The organism is Arthrobacter sp. Y81 (genome assembly GCF_002929335.1).
Taxonomy (GTDB): Bacteria; Actinomycetota; Actinomycetes; order Actinomycetales; family Micrococcaceae; genus Arthrobacter.
The window spans coordinates 82,276-97,377 of the sequence record NZ_PJIL01000009.1; the positions used below are offsets into that span (position 1 = coordinate 82,276).

General features: G+C 65.9%; 14 protein-coding genes. 2 read left to right on the top strand and 12 right to left on the bottom strand.

From position 1 onward, the window contains the following. Window positions 1-73 precede the first annotated feature (73 nt). The 11 genes from bcp (CXQ91_RS13445) to CXQ91_RS13495 all read right to left on the bottom strand — a co-directional run bounded on the left by bcp (CXQ91_RS13445) (window position 74) and on the right by CXQ91_RS13495 (window position 11,341). A complete protein-coding gene (bcp, locus tag CXQ91_RS13445; RefSeq protein WP_104174420.1) occupies window positions 74-553 on the bottom strand; it encodes a thioredoxin-dependent thiol peroxidase in 480 nt (159 codons plus the stop codon). Window positions 554-674: 121 nt separating this feature from the next. Then, window positions 675-2,102: a CotH kinase family protein gene (locus CXQ91_RS13450; protein ID WP_104174421.1), complete on the bottom strand. Its 1,428-nt coding sequence runs from the start codon at window positions 2,100-2,102 to the stop codon at window positions 675-677. Between the two features lie 121 nt (window positions 2,103-2,223). Beyond that, entirely contained in the window at window positions 2,224-2,727 is a 504-nt protein-coding gene (gene bcp, locus CXQ91_RS13455) for a thioredoxin-dependent thiol peroxidase (RefSeq protein ID WP_104174533.1), read from the bottom strand. Between the two features lie 42 nt (window positions 2,728-2,769). Next, window positions 2,770-3,456 (bottom strand): winged helix-turn-helix domain-containing protein, encoded by a 687-nt coding sequence (locus CXQ91_RS13460; RefSeq protein WP_104174422.1) that lies wholly within the window; start codon window positions 3,454-3,456, stop codon window positions 2,770-2,772. A gap of 11 nt (window positions 3,457-3,467) precedes the next feature. After that, complete coding sequence (allB, locus tag CXQ91_RS13465; protein ID WP_104174423.1) at window positions 3,468-4,811, bottom strand: allantoinase AllB; 1,344 nt, start codon at window positions 4,809-4,811, stop codon at window positions 3,468-3,470. After that, entirely contained in the window at window positions 4,804-6,036 is a 1,233-nt protein-coding gene (locus CXQ91_RS13470) for a glycerate kinase (protein WP_104174424.1), read from the bottom strand. Before CXQ91_RS13470 ends, allB begins: the two co-directional genes overlap by 8 nt. Before the next feature lie 2 nt (window positions 6,037-6,038). Beyond that, a complete protein-coding gene (gcl, locus tag CXQ91_RS13475) occupies window positions 6,039-7,829 on the bottom strand; it encodes a glyoxylate carboligase (protein WP_104174425.1) in 1,791 nt (596 codons plus the stop codon). Window positions 7,830-7,999: 170 nt separating this feature from the next. Continuing rightward, window positions 8,000-8,878: a 2-hydroxy-3-oxopropionate reductase gene (locus tag CXQ91_RS13480; protein WP_104174426.1), complete on the bottom strand. Its 879-nt coding sequence runs from the start codon at window positions 8,876-8,878 to the stop codon at window positions 8,000-8,002. 119 nt (window positions 8,879-8,997) lie between these two features. Next, window positions 8,998-9,798, bottom strand: a complete 801-nt coding sequence (locus CXQ91_RS13485; RefSeq protein ID WP_104174427.1) for a hydroxypyruvate isomerase family protein — start codon at window positions 9,796-9,798, stop codon at window positions 8,998-9,000. A 245-nt stretch (window positions 9,799-10,043) separates the two neighbouring features. Then, on the bottom strand, window positions 10,044-10,220 hold the full coding sequence (locus CXQ91_RS13490; RefSeq protein ID WP_104174428.1) for a CsbD family protein: 177 nt from the start codon (window positions 10,218-10,220) through the stop codon (window positions 10,044-10,046). A gap of 170 nt (window positions 10,221-10,390) precedes the next feature. Beyond that, window positions 10,391-11,341, bottom strand: coding sequence for a hypothetical protein (locus CXQ91_RS13495; protein WP_258073968.1), 951 nt, complete (start codon window positions 11,339-11,341; stop codon window positions 10,391-10,393). Window positions 11,342-11,655: 314 nt separating this feature from the next. Here CXQ91_RS13495 and CXQ91_RS13500 point away from each other — a divergent pair, with 314 nt between their 5' ends. Together CXQ91_RS13500 and CXQ91_RS13505 are read left to right on the top strand one after the other, a co-directional pair. Next, window positions 11,656-13,695 carry a rhamnogalacturonan lyase gene (locus CXQ91_RS13500; protein WP_258073969.1) on the top strand — a complete coding sequence of 680 codons (2,040 nt, stop codon included), beginning with the start codon at window positions 11,656-11,658 and terminating at the stop codon, window positions 13,693-13,695. 232 nt (window positions 13,696-13,927) lie between these two features. Further along, a complete protein-coding gene (locus CXQ91_RS13505; protein WP_104174429.1) occupies window positions 13,928-14,791 on the top strand; it encodes a hypothetical protein in 864 nt (287 codons plus the stop codon). Window positions 14,792-14,799: 8 nt separating this feature from the next. Here CXQ91_RS13505 and CXQ91_RS13510 read toward each other — a convergent pair whose 3' ends face one another. Next, window positions 14,800-15,063, bottom strand: coding sequence for a hypothetical protein (locus tag CXQ91_RS13510; protein ID WP_181038880.1), 264 nt, complete (start codon window positions 15,061-15,063; stop codon window positions 14,800-14,802). Window positions 15,064-15,102: the final 39 nt, after the last annotated feature.

Consider the following 15,102-nt stretch of genomic DNA (forward strand, 5'->3'; position numbering starts at 1 on the left):
CAGAAAAAACCGGAACCCTCTCTCATAGGTGAGAGAGGGTTCCGGTTTTTGTTGCGAAAAGTGAGAGAGCGTCCTAGACGCCCAGGGCTTCCTTCAGCGCGGCGACGTGGCCCTGTGCCTTGACCTGGTACTGGGTCAGCTTCACTTTGCCTTCAGGATCGAGCACCACGGTGGAGCGGACGATGCCCTCGGTGACTTCGCCGTCCCGCAGCTTTTCGCCCCAGGCGCCGTAGGCCAGCGCCACGGAGTGGTCCTCGTCGGCCAGGAGCGGGAAGGTCAGTGCGAAGTCGCCGGTGAAGTGGGCCAGTTTTTCGGGGGCGTCGGGGGAGACGCCCAGGACCTCGTAACCGGAGCCCTGCAGGGACGCGAGGCTGTCGCGGAAGTCGCAGGCCTCGGTGGTGCAGCCGGCGGTGGCCGCTTCGGGGTAGAAGTACACAATGACGTTCTTGCCGCGGTAATCGGCCAAGGATGTCGGCTTGCCTTCAGCGTCAGGCAGGGTGAAGTCCGGTGCCTGGGTTCCGGGCTGGAGCTTGGTGGTCAGGTTGGGGCTCATGATGGTCCTTCGGGAGTCTGATTACTGACAAAAGCGATTGGTACTCAGTCGGTTCTACTGAAACAACCACGTGTTCAGAGGCAGTATTCCGCCGGCCGGCCAAGTGACCTCCGGGGAACGCCTAGACCTGGTCCTTGAGTGCCTTGGTGCGTTCCTGGATAAACGTGCGGAGCGTGTCAGTCTGCTCCGCCAGTTCCTCCTGCGTGAGGTCATCGCTGGGAGGCACGACGGCGGCGATCCGGTCCAGGAGGCCGGCGGCGGTTCCGCTGGCGAGCAGCTGCTCATAGAGGTCCGCGTAGGCGTTGTCGTACAGGGACTGGAACGCCTCGGAGGCCAGGAACCGCTCCTTGAGCTCGTTGCCGCCCCTGGCACCGCCTGGGGCTGCCCCCGCCGGCGGCGCCCCGGCGTCGTCATTTCCGCCTGGAGGCAGCTGCATGCCTGCGCCTCCGCCCATGCCTCCGCCGATGGAGACCTTCTCATCCGGGGACGCCGTGGCGTTGCCCGTCATGGCCAGGTTCAGGTCCCAGGAAATGACGGAGATCTTCTTGGTGTCGAGGTCGTACCAGAGGTAGTAATTCTGGCCCGGTCCGGCCATGTCGTCGCCGTTGACCAGCAGATTCATCGTGGCCGCATAGCGTGCGAACGATTCCACATCCACCCGGTTGGCCAGCTCGGCATCAAACTCCTCATCGCTGGCTTCGGAGAGCCACTTGAGGAAATCGACGATGGGCTGGAGGTCCTCGGTGTCCTCCGCATTGAGCTGTTTGAACTGCTCTTCGTACGTCGCAAGGTCATCGCCCTGATACGTGAAGCTGGACTCCGCGTCGGACTTATAGAGCACGCCCGGGGTGTCGAAGAGGGCGTCGGCATAGGCTTCGTCCGGGTTTTCGACCAGCAGCCTGGTCTGGGTGGTGCTGCCATTCACGGAGTAGGTGGTGTAGGCGTAGCGCTGCGTCGCCTGGCCGCTCGCCTCGGTGAGGGCCAGCGCCAGGGCCTCGTTCAGGACTGGCGAGCCCGGGCGCAACGAGAGCTGGGTGAGCCCCTGGTAATTCTGGCCGTCAACGTATTTATCGAAGTCAATCAGCAGTGGCAGCGATTCCGGAACGTCGGAGGAGATGCCGGACGAAAGCGCGGCCCCGCCGCCCTTTGCTCCGTCGCCGTTGCCGTCGCCGCTGAGGCTGCGCAGTGTCGAGTTGCCCTTGAGCCGTACGCCGATGCCGGAGACGAGCGTGCCGTCGATGGTGATGTCCGCCTGGATCCATTCCTTGGACCCGTCTGCTTCGTAGGCGGCGATCATGTCGGCGTAGGCAGCCTCGTCCCATTCAATGCTGACTTCATGGGAGGCGCCGTCGGCGAAGAGGGTGGTCTCCGCCGTCGGTGTTCCGGCGCCTGCTTCTGTGCCTGATTCCGTGGCTGCGCCACTGCCTGCGGAGGCCGCGGATGTTGCCGTCCCGGACGGCTCTGTAGCCGCGCCGGCCGCGCACCCGGTCAGGGCCAGGGTGAACGCAAGGAGGGACGAGGATAGGACGGTGCGGGGGGAACATCGCATGGACTGCTGCTTTCAAGCTCGGAGATGGTCCATGCAACGTTCCCCTTAGCACCTGTGCCGTTGCTGTGCCTGGCCCGTGCGGCCGGTATGACCCGGCCGCACGGCGCCGACAAGCTGGCTCTTACAGCCCCAGCTCCTCGCGGAGCGTAGCGACGTGGCCCTGCGCGTCCACTTGGTAGCGGGCCAGCGTGACACCGCCGTCAGCGCCAATGACCACGGTGGAGCGCAGCACGCCCTCGGTGATTTCGCCGTTGAGGACTTTCTCGCCCCAGGCCCCGTACGCCAGGGCGACGGCATTGTCCTGGTCGGAGAGCAGCGGGAAGTTCAGCCTGAAATCTCCCGTGAACTCGGCGAGTGCCGCGGGGGCGTCCGGGGAGATGCCGATGACCTCGTAGCCGGAGCCCTGCAGCGACGCCAGGTTGTCGCGGAAGTCGCAGGCCTCGGTGGTGCAGCCGGGAGTGGCAGCCTTCGGGTAGAAGTAGACGATCACGTTCCTGCCCCGGTAGGACGCGAGGGATACAGCCTTCCCGGCGGCGTCCGGCAGGGTGAAATCCGGGGCCGGGGTGCCGGGCTGGAGCCTTGCGGTGAGAGCCGTGCCGGTGAGCGCTGTGGGCGTGAAAGCCATGGTGGCCTGGTCAGTGGGGGTCATGGTGTTCCTCATGTTTTCTCAGATGCAGTATTCCGCAGGTCCGCGTACTTTGGCGTGGGGACCGGGGACGAACTGGTAGCCGCCGCCTCGCACCGTGGCGATCGCATGCCGGCCGCGGCGCAGCTTCCGCCGCACCCGGCCAACGTACACATCGATGGAACGGGAGGCCGCTGCGGGGGAATCGAATGATTCCAGGAACAGCCGGAGCTCTTCCCGGCTGATGGCCCGCGAACAATTCTCCACGAGATAGCGCAGGAGTTTGAATTCGACGCCGGTCAGCGGCACCGGCGCCCCGTCCAGCTTGACCTCGCCGGCGGCAAGGTCCACTGACACCAGGCTCGCGGGCCCGGCCAACGGCGGGAGGGGAGTTGCGCCGTCGTCGTCCTCCGGGGAGTCCTCCGGAACGGACGACGACGGCACCTGGGTTCCGCTGCCGGCTGGCCCGTGCGGTCCCCCCGGCGGGGCAGCGTGGGCAGCGGAAGTTGCAGCTCCGGCGGCGGGCCAAACGTGGACTTCCGCCTCCGGAGCAATCTTCAGGGCGCGCGCCAGCAACAGCTCCGCGGCGCGCGCCATCACGGCGTCGTCAATGTCCTGGTCGCCGTCCGGGGTCACCCAGACAGCCAGGCCATGGGCCTTGAGCGCCGGGCCCGGTGACGCCGGCCCCGCCGCACATATGCCCCGCGGGGAATGTACCTGGACAGCCATGGCGTGATGCCTCAGACGCCGCCGCGGCGGATGAGCTTGCCGCCCGGGGTCTGGCCGTCGATTTCATGTCCGCGCAGGAATGTCTTCCGGACCACTCCGGAGAGCGCTTTGCCGTCATACGGCGTAATGGGGTTCTTGTGCTTCAGCTTGGAGACGTCCACCACGAAGGCCTCATCCGGCGCGAACACCGAGAAGTCGGCGTCATACCCGAGTGCCAGCTGGCCTTTGTTGGAGAGCCGCGCCAGGGCGGCGGGCTTCTCGGCCATCCAGGAAATAACCTGCTCCAGCGGGATGCCGCGGTGCCGGGCCTCGGTCCAGATCAGCGACAGGCCCAGCTGCAGCGATGAGACGCCGCCCCAGGCCACGGCGAAGTCGCCGTTTTCCAGGTCCTTCAGGTCAAGGGTCGACGGGGAGTGGTCCGAGACGATGCAGTCGATGGTGCCCTCCTGCAGGCCTTTCCACAGCAGCTCGCGGTTGGAAGCCTCGCGGATGGGCGGGCAGCACTTGTACGCGGTGGCGCCGTCGGGAATTTCCTCGGCCATCAGCGTGAGGTAGTGCGGGCAGGTCTCGACGGTGAGGTGCACGCCGTCGCGCTTGGCTGAGGCGATCATCGGCAGCGCGTCAGAGGAGGACAGGTGCAGGATGTGGGCGCGGGCGCCGGTCCAGCGGGCGCGTTCGATCACCTCGGCGATGGCTTTGTTCTCGGCGCCGCGGGGGCGGGAAGCCAGGAACGTGGAGTAGTGGTCGCCGCCGGGGTGGGGTGCGCGGTCGATCGCGTGGGAGTCTTCGGCGTGGACGATCATGAGCGAGTCGAAGGACTTGAGCTCGGCCATGTCCTCTTCCATCTCGTCCGCTTCGAGGTGCGGGAACTCGTCCACGCCGGAGTGCAGCAGGAAGCACTTGAAGCCGAATACGCCTTCGTCGTGCAGCGGGCGGAGGTCCGCCTTGTTGCCGGGCACGGCGCCGCCCCAGAACCCGACGTCCACGAACGCCTGGTCCTCGGCCACTTCGCGCTTGAGCTTGAGGCCTTCCACCGTGGTGGTGGGCGGGATGGAGTTCAGCGGCATGTCGATGATGGTGGTGACGCCGCCGGCTGCGGCGGCGCGGGTGGCGGACGCGAAGCCTTCCCATTCGGTGCGGCCGGGCTCGTTGACGTGGACGTGGGTGTCCACCAGGCCGGGAATGAGGGTCTCGTCGTCGGCGAGTTCGATCACTTCCGCGCCGGACAGGCCGTTGCCGAGCGGCTCGATGGCGACGATTTTGCCGCCGCGCACGCCCACTTCACGTGCCGCGATGCCGGCGGTGGTGAGGACGCGCTGGCCCCGGATGACGAGGTCAAAGCTTTCTTCAGACATTGAGGGGCTCCTTAGTGCGGGCGCTGTTCACTGGCGGGGTGGAACCGGGCGGGGTGGAACCGGCCGGGACCAGGTCCGCCAGCTCCACGCCGATGTTCTTTCCCAATTGTTCGAGCAGGGGTCCTGCTTCGGCTATACATATTTCTACCTTGGCCTCCAGCGAGGTCAGAGGGTAGACCTGCCGGAAGCCGGAATCCTTCTGCTGCGCCGGCGTCAGCGTGGTCCGTCCGCAGACGGCCACTACCGGAACGCCGGCCCGTGCAGCCGCCCGCGCCACGCCCATGGGCGTCTTGCCGAGCAGGCTCTGTTCGTCCAGGCTGCCTTCGCCGGTGATCACCAGGTCCGCGCCGGCCAGACGGTCCGCGAGTCCGGTGAATTCAAGGACGACGTCGATGCCCGGCCTGCGGGTGGCGGCCAGGACCGCGATGGCGGCGTAGCCCACGCCGCCCGCCGCCCCGGCACCCGGTGCGTCAGCGGCCTTCAGCGCGCGGGGCCCGATCTCGTCGGCGAGCACGTCCACGAAGTGCGCGGCCGCGGCGTCGAGGATTGCGACGTCCTCCGGGGTGGCGCCTTTCTGCGGGCCGAAGATCGCCGCGGCGCCTTCCGCTCCGAGCAGCGGGTTGTCCACATCGCTGGCGAGGACAAAGCGTGCCTCGTCCAGCCGGGTGTCGAAGCCGGAGAAATCGATCCGGTCCAACCTGGCGAGGGCCGCGCCGCCGGGCGGCAGTTCGTTGCCTTCGGCATCGAGGAGCTGCGCGCCGAGTCCCTGCAGGACGCCGGCGCCGCCGTCGGTGTTGGCGCTCCCGCCGACGCCCAAAATGATCTGCCGGCATCCGGCGTCGAGCGCTGCCCGGATCAGTTCCCCGGTGCCCAGGCTGGTGGCGTCCCTTGCGGTGACGGAATCCGGCGTGCCGCCCGGCAGGACGGCGAGCCCCGAAGCGGCGGCCATTTCAATGACCGCTTCGCGGCCGCGGACCGCAAACTCCGCCCGGAGCGGCTGCCCGGTGGGGCCGCTGACCAGGGCGCTCCGGCGGGTGAAGCCGGAGCCGACGGCGGCGTCGAGGGTGCCCTCGCCGCCGTCGGCCACCGGAATCCGGATGACGTCCAGGTTACTGTTTTGTCCGGCGGTGCGGGCTGCCGCCTGCAGCCCCGCATCCAGGTGCCGGGCAACGTCCGGGGCGGACAGTGAGCCCTTGAACTTGTCCGGCGCGATCACGATCCGCATGATTAGGCCTGCATCGCCAGGATGGCGGTGGGGGCGTCCGCGCTGGTCTCGGCCAGTTCCTCGAACTCGTTGACCGCATTGATTTCCACGCCCATGGAGATGTTGGTGATCTTTTCCAGGATCACTTCAACAACCACGGGAACCTTGAACTCGCCGGCCAGCGCCTTTGCCTTGTCGAACGCGGAGCCCAGGTCGTTGGGGTCCTCCACCCGGATGGCTTTGCAGCCCAGGCCTTCGGCAACCTTGACGTGGTCCACGCCGTAGCCCGCTGCGGTCGCAGAGAGATCAGTGCTGTTGATGTTCTCGAAAGCCAGGGAAACGTTCTGCTCCATGTTGAAGCCGCGCTGGGACTGGCGGATCAGGCCCAGGTAGGAGTTGTTGACCACCACGTGGATGTACGGCAGGTTGAACTGCGCACCCACGGCCAGTTCCTCGATCATGAACTGGAAATCGTAGTCACCGGACAGGGCAACAACGGTTTCCTCCGGCTTGCCGCGGACAACGCCCAGGGCGGCCGGGGCGGTCCAGCCCAGGGGACCGGCCTGGCCGGCGTTGATCCACTTGCGCGGGCCGAACACGTGCAGCATCTGGGCACCGGCGATCTGGGACAGGCCGATGGTGGACACGTACGTGGTGTCCTTGCCGAAGGACTTGTTCATCTCCTCGTAGACGCGCTGCGGCTTGATGGGGATGTTCTCGAAGTGCGTCTTGCGGTGCAGGCTGGCCTTGCGCTCGGCGCATTCGGCGGCCCAGCCGGAGTAGTCCGGCAGGGTGTTGGCGTCGCGGCGCTCACGTGCCAGCTCAATCAGCCCGGCCAGCGCTGCACCGGCGTCGGATGCGATGCCGAAGTCCGGGGAGAACACTCGGCCGATCTGGGTGGGCTCGATGTCGATGTGCACGAACTTGCGGCCGGCCGTGTAGGTGTCCAGCCCGCCGGTGTGGCGGTTGGCCCAGCGGTTGCCGATGCCGATCACGAAGTCGCTGCGCAGGTAGTTCTCGTTGCCGTAGCGGTGCGAGGTCTGCAGGCCCACCATGCCGGCCATCAGCGGGTGGTCGTCGGCGATGGAGCCCCAGCCCATCAGGGTGGGGATGACCGGAACGCCCAGCAGTTCGGCCAGTTCCACCAGCTGCTCGGAGGCGCCGGCGTTGATGATGCCGCCGCCGGCCACGATCAGCGGGCGCTCGCCTGCGGTCAGCATGTCCAGGGCCTTTTCCAGCTGCCTGCGGCTGGCCTTGGGCTTCTCAACGGGCAGGGGCTCGTAGGTGTCGATGTCGAATTCGATCTCGGCCATCTGCACGTCGATCGGCAGGTCCAGCAGCACGGGACCGGGGCGGCCGGAGCGCATCAGCTGGAAGGCCTTCTGGAAGGCGCCGGGAACCTGGCCGGGCTCCAGGATGGTCATGGCCATCTTGGTGACGGGCTTGGCGATGGACTCGATGTCCACGGCCTGGAAGTCTTCCTTGTGCAGCTTGGCCACGGGTGCCTGGCCGGTGATGCAGAGCATGGGGATGGAGTCGGCCCAGGCCGCGTACAGCCCGGTGATCATGTCGGTGCCGGCAGGGCCGGAGGTGCCGATACAGATGCCGATGTTGCCGTCCTTGGCCCGGGAGTACCCGTCGGCCATGTGGCTGGCGCCTTCAACGTGGCGGGCCAGCGTGTGGCGGATGCCGCCGTGGGCCCGCATGGCGGAGTAGAAGGGGTTGATTGCCGCGCCTGGCAGGCCGAACGCCTCGATGGCGCCTTCCTTTTCCAGGATGGCAACCGCTGCATCAACGGTACGCATCTTGCTCATGGTGTGCTCCTAAGAAGTCTGTTTTTGGGTGTGCTGAGGGAAGGCCCGGCGTTCGTCGCGGGGCACTTTGGGGGAGTCTGCGTCGTAAATTACGACGGCGGCCGGCGTGTTCGTGTCGAACTGCCCCAGTTGTGATCGATCAGCGCCGCCGGCCGCGTGCTACGTGAGGGTTACTTCCGGCCGCTGAGCTGGAGGACCTGCTTGAAGAGGCCCGAGTGGTCGAGACCGCCGTCGCCCTGGTTGACGGTGGCGGCTACGAGCTGTGCGACGACGGCGCCGAGGGGGACGGCGACGTTGGCTTCGCGGGCTGCGGAGGTGACGATGCCGAGGTCCTTGTGGTGGAGGGCAAGGCGGAAGCCGGGGTCGAAGTTGCGGTCGAGCATCTTCTGGCCTTTCTGGTCCAGGACCTTGGAGCCTGCGAGGCCGCCGCCGAGGACCTTGAGGGCTGCGTCGGTGTCCACGCCGTAGGCCTCGAGGAAGGCGATGGCCTCGCCCAGGACCTCGATGTTGACGGCGACGATCAGCTGGTTGGCTGCCTTGACGGTCTGGCCCGAGCCGGACGGGCCGACGTGGACGATGGTCTTGCCGACGGCGTTGAGGACGTCCTGTGCTGCCTCGAAGTCTGCCGCGTCGCCGCCCACCATGATGGAGAGTGCGGCGTCGATGGCGCCCTGCTCGCCGCCGGAAACGGGAGCGTCGAGCGGGTGGATGCCTGCTGCGGCTGCGTCCTCGGACAGGCGCTTGGCCACATCCGGGCGGATGCTGGAAGCGTCAATCCACAAGGTGCCCTTCTTGGCGTTGGCGAAGACGCCGTCCTTGCCGCTGACTACGCCTTCGACATCGGGGGAGTCCGGGACCATGGTGATGACGACGTCGGCGTCCTTGACGGCGTCCGCGATGCTCGTGGCACCCTTGCCGCCTTCGGAGACCAGCTTGTCGATCTTGTCCTGGCTGCGGTTGAAGCCGGTGACGGTGTGGCCGGCCTTGACCAGGTTGATGGCCATGGGCAGGCCCATGATTCCGAGTCCGATGACTGCAACATTGCTCATTGTGGTTCTCTTTCTGAAGTCTGTGGTAATTGAGGAAGCCGGACCCAACTAGGTCGCAGTAGATGTCGTTTTGAGGGCTCTAAACGACATCTACTGCTACTCAGTTGGGCTAGGGGGGACTACTGGGAGACGCGCTGGCGGATGGCCCAGCTGAAGGCGGTCTCCGCCGGTTCCTTGTATTCGAGGCCGATGTAGCCCTCGTAGCCGAGTTCGCGGCTGCGGGCGATCCATTCGCCGAGGGGAAGCTCTCCGGTTCCGGGAGCCCCGCGGCCGGGGTTGTCGGCGATCTGGATGTGGCCGAAGTCCTTCGCGTGCTTTTCGATGACGGCGGCGACGTCGTCACCGTTCACGGCCAGGTGGTAGAAGTCGGCGAGGAGCTTGATGTTCTCCGCACCGGATTCATCCCTGACCCGGGCGATGACGTTGAGGGCGTGCTGGGCCTTGAGGAGCGGGTACCTGGGGGCGCCGCTGACAGGTTCCAGCAGGACGGTGCCGCCGATGCGGGCGACGCCGGCAGCTGCCGCCGCAAGGTTTTCGGCGCCGATGGCGTCCTGCTTTTCGGCCGATTCGCCGTCAATACGGTTGCCGTAGAGGGCGTTGAAGGCCTTGCAACCGAGGCGCTCGCCGATGCCGGCGACAACGTCGATATTGTCCTGGAATTCGGTCGAGCGTGCGGGCCAGGAAACCAGGCCGCGGTCGCCCCCGGGCATGTTGCCGGCGTTGAAGTTCAGGCCGGTCAGCTGCACGCCAGCGTCGGTGATGGCGTTCTCGAACTCGGTGACCTGGGCGTCGGTGGGGACGGAGGTTTCGAAGGGCCACCAGAATTCAACGGCGTCAAAGCCGGCGGCCTTCGCTGCGGCGGGCCGCTCCAGGAGCGGCAGTTCCGTCAGCAGGATGGAGCAGTTCACTGTGTACGTCATTGTCATGTCCTTGCGTGGTCCGGTGTTCCGTCGGTCTAACAGTAACTTCCGAAGTTATTTCGTATTGTGGAAGTTATATTCTGCTGTATGAAAAGTGTAGGTCCAGTCGGGCGTGGACGTCAACCATTAAGGCCGGGGAGGCGGCGGGGATATGGCGGCGCACGAGCTGGGGGCGGCGTCGGCTGCTGGCCGGCACAGAAAAACGGGCGGCCCCTAGTCAGGGCCGCCCGTCCGGTTGTTCGTATTTAGTGCCGCTTGAAAGCGTGCTTGATCTTTTCGCCTGCCTGCTTGAGGTCGGCCCTGACTACGCGGCCCTTGCCTTCGGCCCTCATGCGGTCGTTGCCACTGATCTCACCGGCGGCTTTCTTTCCCTTGCCGTGAAGCCTCTCCGCGGCGTTGTGGATCCTGTCACCCAAACCCATTGCGGTCCTCCTTGTGGTGCGGCCCGTGCAGCTGGTTGCCGCCATTGCCGCCACTTAAATTGTAGATAGAAATGGCCCTTTGGGGGGGGTGGCCCGGCTGTTCTCAAATCGGCTCCTGCCCGAGATGCTGGCCGGGTGGCGGTTCAGCGTGAGGACAAAGTTGATAAGCCTTACCCTGGCCGCCTGCGAGCGGCAACATAGCGGATGCCCAGCCCTGCCAGTGCGACGGCCAGGGCCAGGAAGACTGTGGGAAGTGCTCCGCCTTTGGGCCCGAGAGTAGCGGCCAGGATCTGTCTGCCCATCAGCAGCATCTCCTGCATGTCGCCCGCCAGTACCCGTGACCCAAGAACGTAGTTCACTGAGATGAAGAGGGCGGGAACCACCCACAACAGGGCAAGGTTCACGAGCCACACCGCGGCCCGCCGCGCCGGACGAAGCCCGCACCAGGCCAGGGCGCAACCGACGAGGAGGGCGGGAATCCAGCGAGCAATTGACGGCACGGCGACGGGGACATTGACGTGCCCGACAAAGCCAACGACCCACTCCACCGCCCATGAAGCGAACGGCACAGCCACAAGTCCGGCCCCCAATGCGGTCAGGCCCCGGGACTTCGAGGCCAGCAGCAGGAGCGCCACCAGGGCTGCGGCGAGGGATGCAGTCACGCCCGCGAGCAGCCCGGCGAAGTAGAGGCCCGCCATCGTCCCGCGCGTCAGGCCGCCGTCGAGCACCGTGAATGACTGGACAGCCGCCGCGAGCTGGACCGCAAGGACCCCGGCTGCCGCGCACCAGGTGGCCAGCCGCCGCCGGGCGGGGAACGCGATGTGCACCGTCAGTCCTGCCGCTGCACCGCCTACGGTCAGGAGCGCAACGATCGTAGTGAGTTCGTATTGGCTCAGTGGCAATAACGAGACGGGCATCTGCTCCGGCATGACCTCTGCACCCCACAAGTTCTGCAGCGGGAGCCTCGCTCCGGTCATCAGCCACGGGCCCAGGCCGAGCAATCCTCCCAGGAATCCAATCAGGCACCCCCAGACTGCGACCCCGGCCCGAGGATGGCCCGGCCTTGGGCCGGGAGCTGGCTGGGCGGCTGGCTCTCCCGTAGCTTGCTCCGGAAGGGTCATGACAGCTCCTTGCTTATGGGGGTTGATGAGGGACTACTCACGCAAAAAAGGTTGGTCCATCCGAATAATACACCGACTGGATTAATCGTAGAGTGCTCCAAAGCGTCGCCACGAAACGGAACATTATCTCCCATTTAATATCGCTGGAGTATTGACCGCAGTCCCGCAGCGCTGATAAACGTTAGGTGCGGAAAGCGCTTTCTCTCCCGCCCGACAAACCCCTCGCGAAATTCCTAGGGGCGTTGCCGGCAACGAATGAAACGATACAACCACTCACGGTGCGGCAGAATTCCTGCCCGCCAGCATCAAAGGAGATGTTCTTGGCATACCCCGCGAAATGTTCCGCTCAGAGTACGAAAGGCCGGGTGCGGAAGTCTGCGCCCCTGGCGGCTGCAGCAACTTTGGCTGCGGCCGCCCTGGCCTTTACCGGCGTTCCCCTGGCCCAGGCCGATCCAAACCAAACCGAGCCCAACCAGACGGCAGGCGCCGCGGCTGCCCAACCAGCCCAGTCCGGTACCGCCGGACTCCAGCGCCAGGTGGAAAACCTGGACCGCGCCCCGGTGGCGGTGCTCACCGACCAGGGCGTCACCCTGAGCTGGCGGATGCTGGGCCTGGACAAGGACGGCATCGGCTTCCACGTCATCCGCGACGGCGTGCAGCTCACCGTGGATCCGATCAGGAACAGCACCATGTTCGTCGATCCGGCAGGGACGGCGTCTTCCAAGTACGTGATCAAGGCCGTGGGCAACGGAAACGGCCAGGACAAGCTCACTGAAGAATTTGCGCCGCTGGCCCGGAACTACCTGGCCATCAGGCTGGACAAGCCGGCTGACGGCGTCACCAAGGACGGCAAGCCGTATACCTACTCGGCCAATGACGCCAGCGTGGCCGACCTCGATGGCGACGGCAAATACGAGATCATCCAGATGTGGGCGCCGTCCAATGCCAAGGACAACTCGCAGTCCGGCTACACAGGCAATGTGTACGTGGACGCCTACAGGATGGACGGCACCAAGCTGTGGCGCATCGACCTCGGCCACAACATCCGCGCCGGCGCGCACTACACGCAACTGCTGGCCTACGACTTCGACGGCGATGGCCGGGCCGAGCTGTCGATGAAGACCGCGGACGGCACCAAGGACGCCGCAGGCGCCGTGATCGGCGATCCGGCTGCGGACTACCGCAACGCCGCCGGCTACGTGCTGTCCGGTCCCGAATTCCTCACGGTGTTCAAGGGCGAGACCGGCACCGCCATGGACACGGTGGCCTACGATCCGCCCCGCGGCTCAGTAGCAGCCTGGGGTGACGGCTACGGCAACCGCGTGGACCGCTTCCTCGGAGCGGTGGCCTACCTGGACGGCGAACACCCGTCGATGATGTTCAGCCGCGGCTACTACACACGCACCGTCCTGGTCACATACGACCTGGTCAACGGCAAGCTGGTGAAGCGCTGGAAGTTCGATTCCGACGACGCCGGCGCCGAATACAAGGGCCAGGGCAACCACAACCTCTCCGTGGCCGACGTGGACCAAGATGGCAAGGACGAGTTCGTCTTCGGCTCCATGACCATCGACGACGACGGCAGGCCCCTGTACAACACCAAGCTGGGCCACGGCGACGCCATCCACACCAGCGACCTGGATCCGTCCCGCCCGGGCCTGGAAACTTTCGCCGTCCACGAAAGCATGAACCAGAGCGGCAACCGGGGTGCCACGTTCCGCGACGCCGCCACGGGTGAAGTCCTGTGGAGCATCCCGGCCATCAAGGACACCGGCCGCGGCGCAGCCGGGGACATTGATCCCCGCTACGCCGGCGCTGAGGGCTGGGCCATCGGCGGGACTGCAGCGTGGAACTCGCCGGTGGGCCAGCTGATGTCCGCGAAGGGCGAACTGATCGCGGAGAACATCCCGGCCGCCAACTTCCTGGCCTGGTGGGACGGTGACCTGTTGCGCGAAATCGTGGACCACGACTACGACGCCAGCACGTCCGTCGGCGTGCCCACCGTCTCGAAGTGGAACTGGGAGACGGAAACCAGCGACAGGCTCCTGACCGCCACGGGCGCCAGGACCAACAACACCACCAAGGGCAACCCGTCCCTGCAGGCTGACCTGCTCGGTGACTGGCGCGAGGAGCTTGCTTTCCCGTCCTCGGACAGCACGGAGCTGCGGATCTACACCACCACGGCCCCCACCGAGGTGCGGCTCCGCACCCTCATGCACGACCCGATGTACCGGACCGGCGTAGCGCGTGAAAACGTTGCCTACAACCAGCCGCCGCACCCGAGCTTCTTCATCGGCGAAGGCATGGAAACGCCGGCCATGCCGTCAGTCAGGTACGCCGGAACCTCCAAGTAATACCGGCCGACGGCGGGACAAACGTGCCGCCCGCAACCCAACGGATGCGGGCGGCAGGCAAGGGTTCCGCCCGCGGGCGCGAACGGACACTTGGGGCCCCACAAAAGCGGGGCTGTAAGTGTCCGTTCGCGCTGAGGGGCTGGTCCGCCCGCAAAATCATCGGCGAAAATAGGCGTCAGCAGGAGTACCCTAAGGGCCATAAGCATGCTTGCTATCTGAAGGGGTGGTTCTCATGAAAACTGTTCCGGCTTTGGGCCTGGCAGCCGCGGCGGTGCTCGCCTTGGCCGCGTGTACGGGTGGCGGTGGACAAACCCCGTCACCTACCGCCAGTGCAACAACCAGCACAGCGCAGGACAAGGTCTATAGCGAGGATGAGCTTCGCGAGCTCATCTCCGGTAAGTCGGACAAGGACGGCAGTGAGCTGAAGCTCTATTCAAAGGACCAGGTGGAACAGGGCAGCCGCATAGCCGGCTTGCTGATGAGTGCGGCCACCACCGACCCGACGGAGTGCAAGACAATTGCCACGGCCGGCCTGCTGGACACAGTAGAAAACGGCGACGTGGCGATTGCGATCTCGGAGGGTCAGCAACCGCGCACGTTGTCCGCCCAGTCCGGAAGCGAGGGGCCCGACGCCGTCAGCTTGCTCAATGACGTGAGCGGCAAAATGGCCCAGTGCGAGAGCTTCAAGGTCTCAGTGCTCGGGCAGAGTTACGGCGTCGCCAGTAAGGAACTGCAGGCCGAAACCGACGGAGAGACGACTTTCGCAACGATAAGTACGCGCGGCGGCAACGAGTCTGACATGCTGATGCAGATTTCCGCAGCCCAAGGCCGCCTCCTGGTGGTGGCCACCAAAGGCGGTGCCAATCTTGGCGACGCCGATCAGAAGGAGCTGGAGGACTTGGTCAACGAGGTCCTTGGTGAAGCCGAAGGCGGTTCCTCCGGAACGACCACCTCGACGCCGAGCATCACTTCGTCAATGTCCGGAACGCCAACCCCGGACGGCACGGAAACCAGCACGGCAACAGTCACCGTCACACCAACTGAATCCGCTTCCCCAACGAGTCCTTCACCAACGGCTACAGGCACCAGCCGGTAGCCTGCGGCTCAGTCGAAATCCACCAGCCCGTTCGTCTGGTCAAACGGGTGCGCGAACCGGTTGTACTCCTGGCCGGTTTTTGCTGTGCCGGCCGGGGTTTCGGAGACGCCGGAAACTGTTGCTCGCCCGGCGCCGGTCGCGCGGTCTTCGTGCTCGATGAATTCCTTGAACTTCTTGAGGTCGTGCTCGGCCTGGCGGGCCACGATGTGGAGCAGGTCGCCCAGCTTCTCGACCACACCCTCGGGCTGGTTCCAGGGCGCCGACTCCGGCATACGCACGCTATATGTAGGCGTGCGCGCCACAAAGAAGAG